Below are 19,251 nucleotides of genomic sequence, written 5' to 3' on the forward strand. Positions count from 1 at the left end.
TTAAAAGAGGGTCTTAACTATGTTGCTACGTTATAAAAAAACATTTGAAAAAATATCAATGGGACTACTTTCCTTTATGCCTCACGAGAAAGACGTGAAAAAACTATTGGAAACAATTCATCTATATGAAACCGATCCCGATTGGCATTTGTTTCTTTGGAAAAAGGATGAAGATCTAGTAGGGCTAATCGGTGTTAGAATGAATGGTACAGATGGAATCATTCAACATATTTCAGTCAATCCTTCTCATCGAGGAGAAGGTATAGGAAAAGATATGATACAGAATTTGCCATCTATTTTACATACAACATCTATTCAACCATCAGAGGATATTAAAGCTTTCTACGAAAAATGTAAGACAGAAGATGAAGAGGTTTAGATTCTTAATGTATTCCGATTAAAGTTCTGTTAAGAAAGAAGAATGACATTATAAAATGTCATTTCTTCTTTTTTTGCTTTTTTCTCTCTCTGCAAGTATTTCTGAACGATCTCTTAGCATATGCTTATGAATAAGAAAATTTTTATCAAAACTAGTTTTGATATTGTAATTTTCTACTAATGAGTTTAAATGCGGATCTTTAATAGAAACAAGAAAAGGCTGAAATGGTTCGTTTTCTTGCATATGTATTAATGAACTTGCAGTGTCCTGTATTAGACTACTATAATCAATGGTTTCATAAAAAGGTGAGCCACTAGTTTCTATTAACCGTTTTATACTCGTTTTCATGGTTTTTAGAGCTCCTGGATTATTTCCCCTACGCCAATGATACATACTTGTAGACATTAATATTAACGCGGTTAAAGGATGACTTTTTTGTTTTGGGGCAACCTCTTTCCAATAATCTTCTAATACCTCGTGACATTCAAAATAATCGTGTGTCACATTAAATTCTTTTATAAATTGTACGAAATTAGGATGGAATGTAGGATGCAATAGTATCACCTTTCCTCTATAATGATGTTAAAAACCGATAATAGGTGGAGTTTTATGTCTTATGAAGTTAAAACGGAGGCGTTTGAAGGGCCTCTGGATTTATTATTACATTTAATAAATCGTTTGGAAATAGATATATATGATATTAAAATGGCGGAGATCACATCACAATATATGGAGCATATACATGCTATGCGGGTGCTCGAGTTAAATGAAGCTAGCGAGTATTTAGTGATGGCAGCTACTTTATTATCCATTAAAAGTAAAATGTTACTCCCTATACATCAAGATGACGAAATGGATGATGATTTTGATCTTTCGTTAGATGACCCAAGGGATGAATTAGTTTTAAAGTTAATAGAATATAAGAAATACAAAGAAGCGGCAAGTAATCTACAAGAGATGGAGGAATCTTCTAGTCTCTTTTATACAAGACCTCCTGCTGATTTAAGTGGTTTTCAGGATAGTAAGCAGTTAGCATTATTTGAACTTGATGTAAATGTGTATGATATGTTGGGTGCCTTCCAAAAAATGCTTAGAAGGAAACAATTGAATGCTCCACTTCATACTCGAATAAGTAAACAAGAAATTTCGATAAAAGATCAGATGAAAAATGTTATATCCACTTTAAAGAAAAGTGGGGGAAAAATATCATTTTATAATCTTTTTCCTACTAGGGATAAAACGACAATTGTAACCACTTTTTTATCCTTACTAGAGTTAATGAAGCGGCAGATTGTTCAAATAGAACAAAAAAGCAATTTTGAGGAATTATTTGTTCTATTGCGAAAGGAAGATTTTGAAAGTGAATTCGACGATGAAATTGATGAGTAAAATTGAAAGCTTGTTGTTTGTAAGTGGAGATGATGGTTTAACAATAAAACAACTAGCATTTTTAACTGAAACGACAGAACAACAGATTACAGAAACTATAGAAAAAATGATAGTAGATTACGAGAATAAGGAAGAAAGAGGTATCATCATTAAACAGTTAGCAGGTACATATCAATTAGTAACTAAGCTTGAAAATGTACAAAGCATACAAAAATTGGTTGAGAATCCTACTACTCAGTCTCTTTCTCAAGCATCCTTAGAAGTACTAGCTATTATTGCGTATAAGCAACCAATCACGAGGGTTGAGATAGAGGACATTCGTGGAGTGAAATCTGAACGACCAATTTATACTTTATCTGCTAAAGGTCTTATTCAAGAAGTTGGTCGAGCAGAAGGCACTGGTAGAGCCATTTTATATGGTACTACAAACGAATTCCTTCAATATTTTGGATTAAAGAATATTTCAGCACTTCCACCACTTCCGGATGAAATTGCAGTGGATGATATGGAAGACACTGACTTGTTTATGACGAAGTTCCAGGAAGCATTTGTAAATCAGGAATAAATTAAAGAGGAGTAAATAATATTTTCAAAAAAACACTGCTTATCTTGATGTTCTTGCTATTTTGGCAAACAACTGGTGTAGAGGCTTCTTCCTCTTACGTAGCCATTGATGTTAACTCTGGTAGATTACTAGAGGGAAGCAATGCTCATGCAGAGCTACCGATTGCTAGTCTAACAAAAGTTTGGACAGCTTTAACAGTTCTTGATGCTTCTGATTTAGATGAAGAAATTACGATTTCAACACAAGCAGCCTCGCAAGAAGGATCTTCTTTATATTTACAAGCTGGTGAAGTATGGACTGTAGAATCTCTTCTTTATGGTCTTCTTTTACAATCGGGTAACGATGCTGCATATGCACTTGCTGAACATGCAGGGGGGTCGGTTGAAGGATTTGTCAAAATGATGAATGAGAAAATGCAACTTGCAGGACTAGAAAATTCACATTTTACTAATCCGTCAGGACTTCATCATGATGATCATTATTCTTCTGCAATAGATATGGCTAATATGCTTCGACTTGCCCTTAAAGATGAAGATTTTGAGAAAATAGCTTCCGCCAAAACGTTTCGACCAAAAGAGAGAAATGTGATTTGGAAAAACAAACATAAACTTCTCCATTATTCAGATCAAGCTATTGCTGGTAAAACTGGTTTTACAAAAAGAGCAGGCAGAACGCTTGTTACTTATTTTAAAGATGGTTCGAAAGAAATAATCGTTGTGACATTGAATAACTCAAATGATTGGAAGACACATACTGCATTAGCTGATAATATTTTCGCAAATTATGAAAACGTTAAAGTAGTGGAAAAAGGTAAATATAAAATTTTTAATAAAGAAGTAATCAAGGTTAAAAAAGACTATATATTACTATTAAACAAAGATGAAAAAGAGCAACTCCAAAATGTTTTACATATACCAAGGAAAAAAGATTCCAATCCATATATGTGGAATGTCTACATTAATAATGAACTTGCTTTACGATTTAAAGTAGATAAAATAAAATAAACAATCGGAGGAGACAGTTTTTCTAAAAAGACTGTCTTCTTTTAATTTGGCTGAAAGTATGACATAATTCACTCATGTTAGTGGAAAGAATGGACGAGGTGAATTAATTGGAAAGATTACAAAAAGTACTTGCTCATGCAGGGGTAGCATCAAGAAGAAAATCAGAAGAACTGATCCTACAAGGAAAAGTTAAAGTAAACGGTAAAGTAGTCACGGAACTCGGAATAAAAGTATCGGATTCGGATACAGTGGAAGTAGAAGGAGTTAAATTAGAAAAAGAGCAAAAAGTTTACTATTTACTCTATAAGCCTAGAGGGGTTATATCAGCTGTATCGGATGATAAGGGTAGAAAAACTGTGACCGATCTTTTACCTCATGTTACGGAGCGTCTATATCCTGTAGGAAGATTAGACTACGAAACTTCAGGTTTATTATTACTTACAAATGACGGAGACTTTTCTTATGCTTTAACACATCCTAAATTCAAAGTAGATAAAACGTATGTAGCGCGGGTAAAAGGTATTCCATTAAAAGAACAATTACGTCCCCTAGAACGTGGAATTGTTTTAGAGGATGGAAAAACTGCTCCTGCTCGGGTAAAACTATTGTCTTCTGAAAGAAAGACAAATAAAGCTATTGTAGAAATTACAATTCATGAAGGTAAGAATAGACAAGTTCGTCGTATGTTTGATGCAATCGGTTTCCCTGTGCAAAAATTAAAGCGTGAGCAGTTTGGTTTTTTAACACTGCATGGTTTAAATGCGGGAGAATGGAGAGAGCTTACTACTCATGAGGTCAAACAATTAAGAGTTCTAGCTGAAACAGGTAAGGTAGGGAAATAAAGGGTTTTTTGTTCACAAAGCAGTCATAAGTCTTAATTTTTGTGTGTATTTATTTTGGTATAATAGTGTCGGTTATGTTTGGAAATGGAGGAAAATGAAATGGCTCAAACTAAAAAACAGCGTTTTTATATAAGAACTGTTATTTTGGTAGTGCTTACATTTGCTATTGTGTTTACTGTTTACTCCAACTTAAACAAAGAAAAAAACGCCGTCCTTCAAGTAGGTGATAAAGCACCAGATTTTATGCTAGTAGATATGAATGGTAACGAGCATAAACTTTCTGATTATCAAGGTGAAGGTATTTTCTTAAATTTTTGGGGTACGTGGTGTAAACCTTGCGCAACAGAGATGCCGGCTATGGACAACCAGTATAATGAGTATAAGGATCAGGGTGTTCAAACACTGGCAATTAATATTGGGGAATCTGATTTAAAAGTAAATAGCTTTGTTAATCGATATGGTTTAACTTTTCCTATTGCAATTGATCGGAATAAAAGTGTAATGGAACTATATAATATCGACCCACTGCCAACCACTTTTTTAATTAATCCAGAAGGTCGTATTGAGAAAATTATAAAAGGTGAAATGACAGAGCAAGACATTGCTAATTTTATGGAACAGGTTAAACCTTCCTAAAGGAGTTCGTATAAATGGACAAAATAGTTTGTACATGCGGTAACGTAAACCCAGCTGGTACAGAGTTATGTGAAAGCTGTGGTCGTCCTTTATCACAAGAAATAAAAGAAAAAAAACTAGTAGACATGCGTTATGAAGGATCTGCTAGAAGGTCTCAAACATATAACAAAACAATTATTGATAAGATTTGGAATTTCTTTTCTAGTGTGAAAGTCGGTATGTGGATAATTGTTGCTATTTTAGTGGCGGCTGCGATAGGGACAATATTACCACAAGTGTTCTATGTACCTGCGGTATCGGAAGCAGATATTGCCGCGTATTATGAGAGAGTATATGGTACTTTCGGGAAAGTTTATTATGAATTGGGATTATCAGACTTATATAGCTCATGGTGGTTCCAAACATTAGTTGGTATGTTAGGGATTTCATTAGTTATTGCAAGTTTAGACCGTGTAATTCCACTTTATAAATCTCTTAAGAAACAAAAAACGAAAAGACATATCAGTTTTTTGAGTCGTCAGCGTATTTATGGAATTGGCAATGTGGAAGAGCCATTAGATTCTTTAAATAAAGCAGAAGAAAAACTGAATACAATGCGCTATAAAGTAAAACGAGAAGGAAATGCAATCTTAGCAGAAAAAGGTCGTTTTTCTCGTTGGGGCCCATATGTGAATCATCTTGGTCTAATTATCTTCTTATTTGGAGTTATGTTGAGAGCTATACCGGGATTTTATGTGGATGAAACAATGTGGTTAAGAGAAGGAGAAACACTTTACATACCAAAGACAAATGGATACTTCTTGGAAAGCAAAGATTTTATTTATGAAACGTATTCAAAGGAAGAGTCGGAAGAAGTGTTTGGTGAAGCAATTGACCGAGTTGGAACAATTGCTAAAAATTATCAATCAGATGTTGTGTTATATAAAGGTGCAGATGATGCAATTGCAGGAAAACCTGATGATTTAAAACCTATTAAAGAAGAATCAATTCAAGTGAATCAACCGCTTAAATTTGATAACTTCTCTGTCTTCCAAATGGATTTCCGTTTAGATGAATTAAAATCTATGACATTCCAATTACAAGACAAAGCTTCTAAGGAGTCTTTCGGGGAATTTACAATTGATTTGGCTAATCCCCAAACAGAATATCAGTTAAAAGATGGCTACAAAGTGGAAATTATGGATTATTACGCGGATTTCACTGGTTTTGAAGATGGAGTTCCACAATCACAATCGCCGCTTCCTAATAATCCTGCATTTTTGGTGAAAATGTATAGTCCGGAATTTCCAAAAGGAGAAACAAGCTTTGTAATGATCAAAGAAACATTAGAGCCACTTGGCGAAAATCAGCATAAGATTGCATTCCAAAGCGTTGAGACAAGAGATGTTTCTGGTTTAACTATTCGCAAAGATTTAACGCTTCCTTTACTCGGACTTGGCGGACTGATCTTCATGATTGGGGTAGCCCAAGGTTCATACTGGAATCATCGTCGTATATGGTTGCAGCAATTAGAAGATGGGCAAGTTGTAATTGCAGCACATACAAACAAAAACTGGTTAAGTATTCAAAAAGACTTAGATGCAGTTTCAAAAGTTGCGATTCTTCCACCTTATGAAGACCAACAAGATTTAGACGCTAAAGCGGAAAAAGAGAAAGGAGTCTAGTTTTATGGATTTGGTATCACTTAGTAGTACCTTATTATTAATAGCATTTATTGCTTATTTAGTTGCAACTTTTTTATTCGGGGGAGCAGTAAAAGGTTCTAGCTCGGAGAATACTACTTCAAAATCATTTGATCGCTGGGGAAAATTAGCAATTACAGTTACTATTATTGGTTTTATATCCAATCTTGGTTACTTTTTTACAAGATGGATTGCAGCTGGACATGCTCCGGTTAGTAATTTATTTGAGTTTACAACTGCGTTTGGGATGATGGTTGTAGGGGCATTTATTTTAATTTACTTTATTTATAGAGTACCTTCTCTTGGGCTTTTTGCATTACCAATTGCCGTATTAATCATTGCATATGCAAGTATGTTCCCAAGAGATATTACCCCGTTAATCCCGGCTCTTAAAAGTTACTGGTTGACTGTCCATGTAATTACTGCGGCACTTGGTGAATCCATTTTAGCCATTAGTGCCGTTGCAGGATTAATTTGGCTTCTAAAAAATATTGATTTGACAAAAAAATCAAAACAGAGCTTTTGGATAGAGGCAGTTATGTATTTGGTTGTTTTAGTTCTTGGTTTTGTCATTTCTACGACTTCATTTACAATTGCAGACTATAAGGCTGAATATAGTTATGTAAATAAAGAAGGTAATGCAGCTGAAATGGAATATAACATGCCAGCTATTTTTGGGATGAATAAATCTGAAGCCATCACAGAAAATGCGATGGAACCACTGGTGGAAATGCCGCCATTAGTAAATGCTAAAAAACTTACGATTGTTACATGGTCTGTTATTTTTGGAACAATATTATATGTAATACTGCGTTTAATTTTACGCAAACCTATAGCAGCTGTGCTGCAACCATTTGCTAAAAAAGCTAACTCTCAATATATGGATGAAATTGGGTATCGTTCAGTTCTTATCGGTTTCCCTGTGTTCACTTTAGGAGCACTAATTTTTGCAATGATTTGGGCACATGAGGCATGGTCTAGATTCTGGGGATGGGATCCAAAAGAGGTTTGGGCGCTTATTACTTGGTTGTTCTACGCAGTGTTCCTTCACTTACGTCTAACTAAAGGTTGGCATGGTGAAAAATCTGCTTGGCTAGCTTTAATTGGTTTTATAATTATTATGTTCAATTTAATAGCAGTAAACTTAATTATTGCTGGCTTACACTCTTACGCTTAATAGAATCGCTTATGTGCTTATATAACTCTCGGTGAATAGTGTATGAAGTCTGTACAAGTAGCGATAGATATTCTATTCTATAAATAAACGAAAAAGCTCTTGTCTCTTAAAGAGATAGGAGCTTTTCTTTCAATTTAGTACGACTAATTGTACAATATATATTAGAAGTTGATAGAAGGGTATGATATTATGTCTGAAATGATTAAGCTTTTAGTAGTAGACGATGAAGAACGTATCCGTCGATTGTTAAAAATGTATTTAGAACGTGAAGGTTACGAAGTTGAAGAAGCAGAAAATGGAGAAATTGCATTACAACTTGCCTTAGAGAATGATTATAATTGTATATTATTAGATATTATGATGCCTGAGAAAGACGGTATTGAAGTAATTACTGAATTAAGAGGACATAAGGAAACACCGGTCATATTGTTAACTGCTAAAGGCGAAGAAGCAAACAGAGTCGAGGGATTTGAACTTGGTGCTGATGACTACATAGTAAAACCATTTAGTCCAAGGGAAGTAGTCTTGCGCATTAAAGCTATTTTAAAACGCTCTGCTGTATTGTCACCTATTCAAGGAGCTTCTGCTTCAAAAGATATTGTAGTATTTCCTCATTTAACTATTGATCATGATGCACATCGTGTTACTGCAGATGGTGTTGAAGTAAGCTTAACTCCAAAGGAATATGAGTTACTTTACTTTTTAGCAAAAGCACCAGACAAAGTGTTTGATCGAGAACAGTTGTTAAAAGAAGTTTGGCATTATGATTTCTTTGGAGATTTGAGAACAGTCGATACCCATGTAAAACGGTTACGTGAGAAGTTAAATAGAGTATCTGAAAAGGCAGCTAAAATGATCGTAACTGTTTGGGGTGTAGGTTACAAATTTGAGGTTGTCAATGAATAGAATTTGGAATAGTGTTGTCGGGAAGCTATGGGGAACCATATTGCTTCTCGTCTTATTTGTGTTGTTTATTGTCACCGTTTTAATGCTAGAATTCTTAACAGATTTCCATACAGAGCAAGCGGAAGAATCTTTAAGACAAGAGGCAGCAACTATAGGGAAAATAGTGGAAGAGTACAACCAGGTGGAAGATTCCTTTCAAATTATTGAAGATATACTTGGTACAGAAACAAGTGCCTTAATTGTTAGAGATTCGAATTCCGTTTCTTTGTCTGTTCACGATGGTTTAAAGAAAGATGTTATTAGAGATAAAATACTTAAAGATAAAGAACTTACAAAAGTTTATACATCTAACGATACAATTATTAAAAAAATGTTAATGCCGTCCATGACAGAAGAGAATAAGATGGAATCATATATTATATTAGCATCTCCTTTGGAGTCAAATAATGAAATACATGGCGGTGTATTTATATATCAAAGTTTAGACGTGGTAAACAAAACGTCCAACCAGACAACGAACATTGTCTTTTTATCAGGATTTATTGCGTTATTGTTAACTACCATGTTTTCGTTTTTCTTAACTTCTAGAATCACATCTCCTCTCCGCTCTATGCGAGAAGCAGCTTCAGAACTAGCAAAAGGGAATTTTGAAGCAAAAGTTTCCTATCATCAAAAGGATGAAATAGGAGGACTGGCAACCGCATTCAATCGAATGGGAAGTCAATTAAAACATCATGTGGAAGTAATTAATCAAGAAAAAGAACAGCTATCAAACATATTAACTTCCATGACAGATGCAGTGATTACCTTTAATAAAGATTTCAACGTGCAAGTAAGTAATCCACAAGCGGAGCTTTTAATGCAAAAATGGCATATGAATAATGAAGTAGCTGATAATTCTCATTTGCCTGCAGAACTATACCATTTACTGGATCATGTTTTCCATAATGAAGAGGAGATAGATGAAGAATTAGAAATTAAAGGTTCCTATTTCTCCGTTTCTATAAGTCTTCTTTACAGTAAAGATATGGTTAGGGGAGCAGTTGTAGTTCTGAGAGATATGACAGAACAACACCAGTTGGATAAAATGCGTTCTGACTTTATTGCCAATGTCTCACACGAACTCAGAACACCAATTTCGATGCTACAAGGATATAGTGAAGCGATCATTGATGATGTTGTGACGACGGAGGAAGACCGTAAAGAGATGATTCGAATCATTTATGATGAATCTAAACGAATGGGAAGACTTGTAACAGAATTATTAGATTTAGCACGTTTAGAATCAGGCTACTTAAGTATTTTTAAAGAGGAAGTATTGGTAATACCTACAATTGAACGAATTACTCAAAAGTTTGATCAAATAGCGAAAGAAAAAAATCTTCGTTTAAATTTTGAACAAAACTTACTTGAGCCTATGACGCTAGAAATCGATGAAGATCGTATGGAACAAGTGCTGACAAATTTAATTGACAATGCTCTGCGTCATACGGAAAAAGGATCTGTCACAGTTAGAATTTCGAAAATCGACCATCAATTTGTGATGGAAGTGGAAGACACAGGTTATGGCATACCGAGTGAAGACCTTCCTTATGTTTTCGAACGTTTTTATAAAGGGGATAAAGCAAGAACGAGAGGAAAGAGTGGAACAGGTCTTGGTTTAGCAATTGCTAAAAATATAATAGAACGTCATGATGGTAATTTATCTGTGGAAAGTGAACTAGGTGTTGGTACTAAATTCATTATCCGATTACCTCTAACTAATTGAAACAAAAACAGTTCATGAACGACTAATTGTAAGAACGGGGGGAGCTTATGAATGACTCCGTTTTCCACCGCTTGTATGATAATTATCATCAAGACGTTTTTCAGTTTCTGATCTATTTGGTTAAAAATAGACAGACTGCGGAAGACTTGGTCCAAGAAGTGTATGTTCGCGTTTTAAGGGCTTATAGCCGATTCGAGGGGAAAAGTTCTGAGAAGACATGGCTATTTTCTATTGCTAAAAATGTAGCAATCGACCATTTTAGAAAGCAATCAGTGAGAAAAAAAAGGTTGTTCGAATCCTTTAATTGGGAAACGATGCAGCTTGCATCGTCAGATATGCTTCCAGAGGATTTAGTTCAATTGAATGACGAAATGAAATCTCTATTAACTGCTCTAGATGATTGCACTGGCGATCAAAAAATGGTTATCATAATGCGATATTTTCAGCAGCTATCTATTGCTGAAACAGCACAAATACTAAATTGGTCAGAAGGAAAAGTGAAAACAACACAACACCGAGCTATAAAGTCATTGCGTGAACGATTATCTGAAACAAAGAAGGAGGGTAAGGTTCATCATGAGTAATTGGAAAAAAGATGATGAAGCACTAGATGAATTACTGAACCAAATGCCCAAGTTTACAGATCATCGTTCCAAAGAAGATGTGTATAATCGGGTAAAACAAGAGGTATTAGGTCACGAAAAAGAATCAACTATATATTCTTCACGTAGGATTCAATCCAAATGGTTACCTTTAGTTATTTCTATTGCTTCCGTATTTCTTCTCACTTTTTTAGTTTCTTCCTATTTGAATAATAATAATTCAATGAAGCAGTATAGCACTAGCGAAAAAATGGAACAGAAGAGCAGTGAAGAAGAAAGTATGCAGTCAATGGATGTTACAGAGAATGCTGCCATAACAAGTGAAGAAAGTAAAACTGAATCATCGGACGATATGTCAAAAATGACAAGTATAATGGAATCGTATATAGAATTAAAACCAATAGATAAAAGATATGCTGTCTATGAAGGTGATTTAAATGGAGGTACTGTGTTTCATTTTTCATTCAATGAAAATGCATTAACTGTACCTGTCACAATTATTATTCCAAAAGAGCAAGTGGAAGCCGATTTTCCAGATATGAAACCAAATAGTTTACAGTTGTATGAACGTTATGCAAGTTTGATTAATGAAGAGTCGCTCGGATTTACAGAGTATCATCCTTATAAAGGGTATTTTGTTGCGGATAATCAATTATTAAAGCATTATCTCCCTAATGAACATGGTTATGACACAGCGTCTGGAACATCGGTACCGTATTGGAGCTCTCTAAATGAAATTTTTACGGATTTTGATTCAATCGCTCTTTTAAATGAGGACGGCTCTCCACTTGAATGGGATCAAGTAGGCATATTAGCTGAGCCGAGTAAATTAGAAGGGTCGAAAGGTCAACATAATTACTATAATTACCGTGCCCAAAATGGAAATATATATTTAACTCCTAACTTTTCAGCTTCTTATGAAACGATTGCTGAAGCATTTAGTGAAATGAAAAACGTAGATAACGACATATACACTTCTGTAATCCCATCGAATATTACTTACTCATATGAAGATCGAGAAGGAATAGCTGTTATCAAATTTAACGAACCATTGGATTTAGAATCAATGGAGCCAAATGAGGCTACAAGATTAATTGAAGCATTCGCATTGACCGCAGCAAGCTTTGGAACTGAAGTGAAATTAGAAAATGTAGTACAGGAGCAGTGGGAAATATTTAATTTCGAAAATACCCTTCCTACTCCACTTGGACCAAATGGTTTTATAATGAGCGTCCAATAAGAATTTGGAATGCCAAGCTTTGATTTTATCAAAGCCTGGCATTTTTTGTATCATAAAATTTTGAAGCAATTATATTGCATAAAGGTTGTGTTTTTGTTAATATATTATTAATTCAAGATATTATTCTTGAAGTATAATAAAATATTGATTCATCTTCGGGGCAGGGTGAAATTCCCGATCGGCGGTATTAGAAGATTTATTTCTTGAGCCCGCGAGCCGTAATTGGCAGGATTTGGTTAGATTCCAAAGCCGACAGTATAGTCTGGATGGGAGAAGGTGAAGGTACAGTCGTTTTTCGTATACTCTAATGCGGATACGCTTTTTTTAAGTGTGCCTTGTTTCTCCCTTGAGCTCTTTAATAGCTTAAGGGATTTTTGAGTTACAATTTCGTACTGAACCTTTCTTCTTGTGGAGTGAATCGCAAAAGGAGAGAGGAATAATGACAAAAAGTAAGACGCGAAAGCTTATTGCTATCGCAATGTTGAGTAGTATTTCCTTTGTATTGATGCTACTTGCATTTCCGTTACCGGTACTACCAGCTTATTTAAAAGTGGATTTTAGTGATATTCCAGCACTAATTGCGGCTATTACGATGGGGCCAATTGCAGGTATTGTCGTAGCGTTTTTGAAAAACGTATTAGATTGGTTGTTTGCTGGAAGTCCAACTGGTGTACCAGTAGGACATATGGCGAATTTTGTAACTAGTATTCTATTTATAGCACCTGTTTATTTAATTTATCGCAAAGCATCATCATCTAAAGGGATCATGTACGGTTTAGCTTCTGGAACGATTTCCATGGCAATAGGCATGAGTGTTTTAAATTACTTTGTATTTTTACCAATGTATACGTACTTCTTAAACTTCCCTATGGAGACTGGTACAGCTTTGTTCAATTCTATTATTTTCGGTATCCTACCGTTCAATTTGATAAAAGGACTATTAGTTACAATCGTTATGATTGTTTTATTTAAGCGAATGAAACCAATGCTCGACCGAGTAACAAATTCGTTTCGAGTTCCGGATACAAATTAATTAAAGGTCGTTTCTCTATCTTAGAGAAACGTCCTTTCTCGTTTTACAAAAGGAATTTTGCTAATTGGTCTCGTTCATTATTTTGATTTTTTGTCAGGCTTTTCTATTAACTCAGGATTATTCTTCCTGAGTATATAAAAAATAATAAAGTATTTTTTTTGTAGGTTTGGGAAGAGTCCGCTCGAATCCTTCGGGAAAGCGAGAAAGGCGACACTACAGGAGTCGAGCAAGGGCACTGAGAAAGTCCTCACTGAAGTATGTGAACGACAAGTTGTTCACATACTCGATTTTTATGTTGGCCACATTAATTTCCGTTCCGGGCGGACGCGTTCCGCCGGCATGGCTTCAGCCGCTTCCCTCGCTCCGCTCAGTCCAGGGTCTTCACCTCATGCTTTTCCGGCTAGAGTCGCCGCCTTTCACTTCAATCAACTATTATCCGCGTTCCAATTAGAAATCCATCATGCCATTAATAGAGCAAGTATTAATCACTTAAATTTTTTCAATCAGTATATAAAGAAAATCGTTGAAAAAGGCGACACTCCTGCGGGAAAAGCGTTAGCCGAAGACCCCGCAGTTGAGGGGGAAGGCAATCTAAGTTCGCCGCATCATGCGGCGACGATTGCATGACCAACATCGTGTTGGCCTAGGAGGCTAAGGCAACGCCCGCGGAAAGGGAGCCGTTTCAACGATTTTTTTATTTATCGGACGACATTATTTAGTAAAGTCAAATTCTATAGACTTTTTCAGTGCCCTCTGCGTAAGGAAGGCTAAGTGCGCCTCGTCAAATGTAAGGAAATAAATTCGAGTTTGTCTACCAGTCTGAAAGGACATTCCTCTATTATTTAGAAAATGCTTCTTTTAGATAAGCCTTTTAAAATGTTTTTCTTATAAAAAAACTGCCTGAAAAATCTAGGCAGTTTGTATTGTTCATCTATTCAAATTTCAAAGCATCGCCTTCAAATGACTCATCTGCCACTTTAATTGAATCTGTAGGGCATCCTTCAAAAGCATCTTCCATATCTTCTAGTAGTTCGTCTGGAACTTCTACTGTCCCCATGTTATCATCTAGAATAACGTATGCAATGCCTTCATCATCGTAATCGTATATATCAGGTGCTGCTGCGCCACATGCGCCACAAGCGATACATGTATCTTTATCTACAATTGTATATTTAGCCATAAATATATTCTCTCCTTTATATCTGCTTACACGGAATAGCTATCCTATTCATTCTAAAGCTGTTTACGTGACATTTCAACAAAAATACATTAAAAAACGTGAGGTATTTACAGTGTACTTTCATCAATTATTATTATTAATCATACATAAGTTTCACGGAGAACGGTCTTCTACAGCTCCATTTTACTTATTAAAAGGTAAAAAATCTGGCCAGACGATACAGGATGTTACTTATTTTAAACTTCATCCTTTTTTTTCACTGTATCCTAAATTATCACTAGATGAATATAATGGCGAAATTTTGACACTTTTAAAAGAGGGGTATATTGAAGAAGACAAGTCGATTATTAATCTTACAGAAAAAGGCACAATGCACATCAATTCAATGAGAGACCCTCAATTTAATGGATGGTTATATAGAGGAAATGAGCATATGTTTTGGAGCAGAATTGCTTTGGTTATTCAAACTTTATCTCATTTTGAAGCCAATGTGCACCGTTATGTTCCAAATCAAAAGAATCCAGATATACATCGTTTTGTTAAAGGATATCTATTTAGCAGGGATTATAAAAGTGCAGAATTTTATACAAACTTTAGGCAACAATTGCTGCAGCTACTTGAGAACACAAAATTTGAGAATATTCATAGAGAAATATTTGTCTATCGTCTAAGTGGTTATGGAAGGAGTGGGTTGACATGGGAGCAATTAGCTCGGTATTACAATCGACCACTTTTGGATATAAAACTGTTATTCATTGAGAGTTTACATATTGCACTATCGATTATCCATAATGAAAAGTTTCCAGACTTATTACCTCTCACAAAAAATGTAGAGGTTCAAACTCCTTTGACTGAATCTGCAATGAAGACGTATCAATTAATTCAAAAAGGCCATACCCTGGAAGATATAGCTGCAATACGCTTTTTAAAATTTAATACGATTGAAGATCATATTATTGAAATCGTATCAGCTATACGAAACTTTCCTATTTACTCTTATATATCCAATGAACAAGTTGATAAAGTGTTGAAGATTTCTAATAGTTTACAAACTAAAAAGTTAAAAGCTATTCGCGAGCATGTTCCTCATTTAAGCTTTTTTCAAATTAGAATTGCACTTGCAAAAGGAGAAGGGGCTAATGGATAAGCTGACAGAAATTCTTCATCAGAAATTTGGATATATTTCTTTTCGAGAAGGACAAAAAGAAATAATTGAACAGGTCATCGAAGGAAAAGATGTAGTCGCAATACTGCCAACTGGTATGGGAAAATCATTATTATATCAATTGCCCGCTTATTTTATAAAGGGTACTGTTTTAATTGTTTCTCCATTAGTATCGTTAATGCAAGATCAAGTAGAACAATTAAAGATAATCGGTGAAAAAAGAGTAGTTGCAATAAACTCTTTTCTAACTTACGAACAAAAAGAAATGGTTATGAGAAATTTGGCTTCCTATAAGTTTATCTTTACTTCACCAGAAATGCTTCAAAATAAACGTTTTAATAATGCCTTATCCGCTATTTCCATAGCATATATAGTAGCAGATGAAGCACATTGTATTTCACAGTGGGGGTATGATTTTCGTCCTGATTATTTGAGAATCTCGAAATGGTTAGATGCATTTCCAAAAGCGAATGTACTTGCTTTAACAGCAACTGCCACCAAAAAAGTAGTTAAAGATATAAAAGGGACCTTACATATGAAAGATCCATTTGAGTATATTCATTCATTAGATCGACCTACAATTGCTTATGAAGTACAAAAAGTAGATGATCATAAGGAGAAAGAAGCTTGGATTGTAGGTCGTATAACCTCTACTAATGGTCCAGGAATTTTATATACTCAATCTCGTAAAAAAGCAGAATTTTATGCTAGTGAATTAGAGGAAAGAGGAGTAAAAGTGGCATTTTATCATGCTAAAATGGAACAAGATGATCGTGTATTAGTCCAACAACAATTTCAGCATGGGGATTTAGATTGGATTTGTGCAACAAATGCATTTGGTATGGGTATTCATAAAAACAATATTCGACAAATTATACATGACCATATCCCAACTTCTATTGCTAGTTATATGCAAGAAGTGGGAAGAGCAGCAAGAGACGGAAATCAGTCGATCGCTTCACTTATTTACACTAATTCGGATGTAGAACAGTCTTTTTATGTTGCAATGAAAGATTTTCCGGATGAAACGGATATTCATGCTGCTTTTCAATCTGAAGACAATCAGATTAGTCTTTCGGAGACTACGTTGCGTATATTGAATTATTGGAAGGAAATCTTATCTGAACAAGAGACTATTGCTTTATTTTATGACATAAAACAGAGAAAATGGCTAGAAATTCAAAAGTTATTTAATTTATTCCAAAGTGAACGGTGTATAAGGGAACAGATTTTATATTCTTTTGATGAACAACTGGTTACTAGGCCAATGAACTGTTGTTCAAATTGTTCACTTGATCTCCAGCTATTTCTTACAAAACGTGAAAAGCAAAATGGAGAAGAAATAGAACTAAACTGGTTCAATAGAATTAATGAGTTGCTCCGTCCTTAAAACATTGTGAAGTTTACTTTTTCAACAAAATTCGTCATAATAGAGTTAGTAAAGAAGGAATGAATGGAGTTTGAACAATATGAATCAAGACGATTATCAAAAAAAGATTGATGAGCATAGACAATCTATTGGCCTAGAAGATAATATAACGGAATCAAGAAGAACGAGAAGATCTAGCTATACTAAAAAGCCTAAAAAAAAATCTAAAAACCTTCTGTTACCTTCTTTGTTTTTTATCTTTATCTTAATACCTGTGTGCATTTTCCTATATGTACATTTTTTCTACACTCCAGAAGTGGAAGAGGCTTCTAGTCAAGGTGTCATTCAAGTGGAAACAAAACCAATATCAAATGGCACGGAGCAGGAAGAGAAAGAAGAAAGTGTGGAAGAAAATTCGCAAGAAGCAGAAGATGAGAATGAACCTTCAACCCCAAAAGAGGAGACAACTGAACAAGCGACTCCTGAAGCGAAACCAGAAGTTAAACCAGAAGTGAAAACAGAACCAAAAGAAGAAGAACCAAAAGAAGAAGAACCAAAAGAAGAAGAACCAAAAGAAGAAGAACAAAAAGTTGAAACCGAACAAAGAACGCATATTGTAAAAGCAGATGAAACACTGTATCGAATAGCAGTAAACTATTATAAGGATCCAAATGCAGTTGAAAAAATAAAAGCTGCAAATGGATTAACATCTAATAGTATTTCAGCTGGACAGAAACTGATATTGCCTTAGAATAACTTGTAAAGAAGGATATTTTCTACTTTTGAAGAATATATAAAGAATATCCCGTTTGGAAGAGGTGTACTTTAAATGTTTGTAAAAAGTGTGATGATCCCTAAAGAAAAATGTTTGACTGTTCAACCAAATACTTCACTGCTAGAAGCTTTGCAGCAGCTTGATGAAAAAGAAATTGATGCACTTCCTATACTCGATAATGGTATATATAGAGGTATGTTTAATAAATATCTTTTATATAAGGCCTTTTACTATAGTGACTTGGATCGAGAAACATTTTTAAAGAAGACGACTGTTATGGACGTTGTTACAAGAGAAGATACATTCGTAGAATTAGAAGATGTATTTGAAAGTACTTTTGTAAAACTGTACGACTTTCCAATTATCGCGGTATTAGATGAAGGAAAGTTTCTAGGAATTGTGACACGATATGATACAATTAACCAGTTCCAAAGCGCTTTTGGTATGAATAGAAAAGGCACTAGAATTACTTTTGCCTCAGTTGAATCCGAAGGTCGGATACTTAAGGTTTCGGATATTCTACACAAATATCATACACCTGTAATTTCATTAGTTACTTTTGATGAAACGGATAAACTAGCCCGTAGAATCGTACTTAAAATTGATAACGATCAAAAAGTAGATCGAATTATTGCAGACCTTGAAAAGTCAGGATTTCGAGTATTACACATCGATAAAGATTGATAATAATCTCTACAATATTTGTACGGCGCTGGACAGGGGAATTCCCTGTCCTTTTCTATGTTTAGATAGGGGGATATAATTGACTTATATCATTATACTTTTCATCATTTTTAGTGCTACGTTGATGTTTTATATGAGATTTTTGGCGTTTCAGACAAATGTTATAAAACATTCATTACAAATCGAGGAAATGAAAGATGGGGAGCAATTTAATATATTTTTCATCTCCGATATTCATCGTAGACAAATACCCGAAAAACTGATTCATTCTCTAGTAGGAGAGGTAGATATAGTAGTGATTGGGGGGGATTTAACTGAAAAAGGTGTACCCCAGGAGAGAACTGAAAATAATATAGTTGATTTAAGTAAACTTGGACCTGTTTATTACGTTTATGGAAACAACGATCGTGAAATAGGTGAGGAGCATCTGAACTCTATATTAGAAAAAAATGATGTAGTGATTTTAAATAATACATCTCTGGCAATACATAATAACCATTCTGTCATTCGTTTAGTTGGAATAAATGATGGTTTTAGTGGAAGGGTTAGAATATATGATGCTTTTCAAGAAGTATCAGAAAATGAAGTAGTTGTATTTGTATGCCATGCACCAGCATTTTTCAACAATGCCAAAAAAGTGGCTAAACCACATTTGTTAATGGCCGGACATCTTCATGGCGGGCAAATTCGTTTGGGCCCTATTGGAATTTATGAAAAAGGAACGTTTCGGGTGAAAGAGAATAGTGCGGAACTTGTAAGTAATGGCTTTGGTACTACAGGGATTCATCTAAGGTTAGGGGCTAAATCAGAGTGCCATCTCATCACATTATTTGGAAAGCAATAAGGAAATAACTT

At 34.8% G+C, this 19,251-nt stretch carries 21 protein-coding genes and 1 riboswitch; of the genes, 19 read left to right on the forward strand and 2 right to left on the reverse strand.

Annotation, left to right across the window (positions count from 1 at the left end):
- The first annotated feature begins 19 nt into the window (after window positions 1-19).
- Window positions 20-379, forward strand: a complete 360-nt coding sequence (locus PGC35_RS08590; RefSeq protein WP_056829424.1) for a GNAT family N-acetyltransferase — start codon at window positions 20-22, stop codon at window positions 377-379.
- 48 nt (window positions 380-427) lie between these two features.
- On the opposite strand, the gene PGC35_RS08595 is transcribed toward PGC35_RS08590, so the two are convergent.
- Complete coding sequence (locus tag PGC35_RS08595) at window positions 428-943, reverse strand: DUF309 domain-containing protein (RefSeq protein WP_375218868.1); 516 nt, start codon at window positions 941-943, stop codon at window positions 428-430.
- A gap of 45 nt (window positions 944-988) precedes the next feature.
- Here PGC35_RS08595 and PGC35_RS08600 point away from each other — a divergent pair, with 45 nt between their 5' ends.
- The 13 genes from PGC35_RS08600 (at window position 989) to PGC35_RS08660 (ending at window position 13,850) form a co-directional block, all read left to right on the forward strand.
- A complete protein-coding gene (locus PGC35_RS08600) occupies window positions 989-1,768 on the forward strand; it encodes a segregation/condensation protein A (RefSeq protein ID WP_375218869.1) in 780 nt (259 codons plus the stop codon).
- Window positions 1,761-2,333 (forward strand): SMC-Scp complex subunit ScpB, encoded by a 573-nt coding sequence (gene scpB / locus PGC35_RS08605; RefSeq protein WP_375218925.1) that lies wholly within the window; start codon window positions 1,761-1,763, stop codon window positions 2,331-2,333. The genes PGC35_RS08600 and scpB overlap by 8 nt, the downstream gene beginning before the upstream one ends.
- A 47-nt stretch (window positions 2,334-2,380) precedes the next feature.
- The gene (locus PGC35_RS08610; RefSeq protein WP_056829428.1) at window positions 2,381-3,337 is read left to right on the forward strand and encodes a D-alanyl-D-alanine carboxypeptidase family protein; all 957 of its coding nucleotides are present in this window, start codon (window positions 2,381-2,383) and stop codon (window positions 3,335-3,337) included.
- Between the two features lie 107 nt (window positions 3,338-3,444).
- Complete coding sequence (locus tag PGC35_RS08615) at window positions 3,445-4,179, forward strand: pseudouridine synthase (protein WP_053589829.1); 735 nt, start codon at window positions 3,445-3,447, stop codon at window positions 4,177-4,179.
- Between the two features lie 99 nt (window positions 4,180-4,278).
- Complete coding sequence (resA, locus tag PGC35_RS08620; protein WP_156316776.1) at window positions 4,279-4,815, forward strand: thiol-disulfide oxidoreductase ResA; 537 nt, start codon at window positions 4,279-4,281, stop codon at window positions 4,813-4,815.
- A gap of 14 nt (window positions 4,816-4,829) precedes the next feature.
- Window positions 4,830-6,479, forward strand: coding sequence for a cytochrome c biogenesis protein ResB (gene resB / locus PGC35_RS08625; RefSeq protein ID WP_375218870.1), 1,650 nt, complete (start codon window positions 4,830-4,832; stop codon window positions 6,477-6,479).
- Window positions 6,480-6,483: 4 nt separating this feature from the next.
- The gene (ccsB, locus tag PGC35_RS08630; RefSeq protein WP_375218871.1) at window positions 6,484-7,674 is read left to right on the forward strand and encodes a c-type cytochrome biogenesis protein CcsB; all 1,191 of its coding nucleotides are present in this window, start codon (window positions 6,484-6,486) and stop codon (window positions 7,672-7,674) included.
- A gap of 189 nt (window positions 7,675-7,863) precedes the next feature.
- Window positions 7,864-8,580: a response regulator transcription factor gene (locus tag PGC35_RS08635; protein WP_053589826.1), complete on the forward strand. Its 717-nt coding sequence runs from the start codon at window positions 7,864-7,866 to the stop codon at window positions 8,578-8,580.
- Window positions 8,573-10,348 (forward strand): ATP-binding protein, encoded by a 1,776-nt coding sequence (locus PGC35_RS08640; RefSeq protein WP_375218872.1) that lies wholly within the window; start codon window positions 8,573-8,575, stop codon window positions 10,346-10,348. Before PGC35_RS08635 ends, PGC35_RS08640 begins: the two co-directional genes overlap by 8 nt.
- Window positions 10,349-10,395: 47 nt before the next feature.
- Window positions 10,396-10,932 (forward strand): RNA polymerase sigma factor SigX, encoded by a 537-nt coding sequence (gene sigX, locus PGC35_RS08645; RefSeq protein WP_275785144.1) that lies wholly within the window; start codon window positions 10,396-10,398, stop codon window positions 10,930-10,932.
- Window positions 10,925-12,190, forward strand: coding sequence for a hypothetical protein (locus PGC35_RS08650; RefSeq protein ID WP_375218873.1), 1,266 nt, complete (start codon window positions 10,925-10,927; stop codon window positions 12,188-12,190). Before sigX ends, PGC35_RS08650 begins: the two co-directional genes overlap by 8 nt.
- Before the next feature lie 147 nt (window positions 12,191-12,337).
- A riboswitch (FMN riboswitch) is annotated at window positions 12,338-12,472 on the forward strand.
- Between the two features lie 157 nt (window positions 12,473-12,629).
- Window positions 12,630-13,223, forward strand: a complete 594-nt coding sequence (locus tag PGC35_RS08655; protein ID WP_056829435.1) for an ECF transporter S component — start codon at window positions 12,630-12,632, stop codon at window positions 13,221-13,223.
- Between the two features lie 339 nt (window positions 13,224-13,562).
- A complete protein-coding gene (locus PGC35_RS08660; RefSeq protein ID WP_375218874.1) occupies window positions 13,563-13,850 on the forward strand; it encodes a hypothetical protein in 288 nt (95 codons plus the stop codon).
- A 304-nt stretch (window positions 13,851-14,154) separates the two neighbouring features.
- On the opposite strand, the gene PGC35_RS08665 is transcribed toward PGC35_RS08660, so the two are convergent.
- Window positions 14,155-14,403 carry a ferredoxin gene (locus tag PGC35_RS08665; protein WP_053589821.1) on the reverse strand — a complete coding sequence of 83 codons (249 nt, stop codon included), beginning with the start codon at window positions 14,401-14,403 and terminating at the stop codon, window positions 14,155-14,157.
- A 112-nt stretch (window positions 14,404-14,515) separates the two neighbouring features.
- Here PGC35_RS08665 and PGC35_RS08670 point away from each other — a divergent pair, with 112 nt between their 5' ends.
- From PGC35_RS08670 to PGC35_RS08690, 5 genes are all read left to right on the forward strand, one after another.
- Window positions 14,516-15,550 (forward strand): YpbB family protein, encoded by a 1,035-nt coding sequence (locus tag PGC35_RS08670; RefSeq protein WP_375218875.1) that lies wholly within the window; start codon window positions 14,516-14,518, stop codon window positions 15,548-15,550.
- A complete protein-coding gene (locus tag PGC35_RS08675) occupies window positions 15,543-16,958 on the forward strand; it encodes a RecQ family ATP-dependent DNA helicase (protein WP_375218876.1) in 1,416 nt (471 codons plus the stop codon). The genes PGC35_RS08670 and PGC35_RS08675 overlap by 8 nt, the downstream gene beginning before the upstream one ends.
- 79 nt (window positions 16,959-17,037) lie before the next feature.
- The gene (locus PGC35_RS08680; RefSeq protein ID WP_375218877.1) at window positions 17,038-17,688 is read left to right on the forward strand and encodes a LysM peptidoglycan-binding domain-containing protein; all 651 of its coding nucleotides are present in this window, start codon (window positions 17,038-17,040) and stop codon (window positions 17,686-17,688) included.
- A gap of 78 nt (window positions 17,689-17,766) precedes the next feature.
- Window positions 17,767-18,396: a CBS domain-containing protein gene (locus PGC35_RS08685; RefSeq protein WP_275785159.1), complete on the forward strand. Its 630-nt coding sequence runs from the start codon at window positions 17,767-17,769 to the stop codon at window positions 18,394-18,396.
- Between the two features lie 79 nt (window positions 18,397-18,475).
- Window positions 18,476-19,240: a metallophosphoesterase gene (locus PGC35_RS08690; protein WP_375218878.1), complete on the forward strand. Its 765-nt coding sequence runs from the start codon at window positions 18,476-18,478 to the stop codon at window positions 19,238-19,240.
- Window positions 19,241-19,251: the final 11 nt, after the last annotated feature.

It is taken from the genome of Psychrobacillus sp. PGGUH221, from assembly GCF_042055255.1.
Taxonomy (GTDB): domain Bacteria; phylum Bacillota; class Bacilli; order Bacillales_A; family Planococcaceae; genus Psychrobacillus.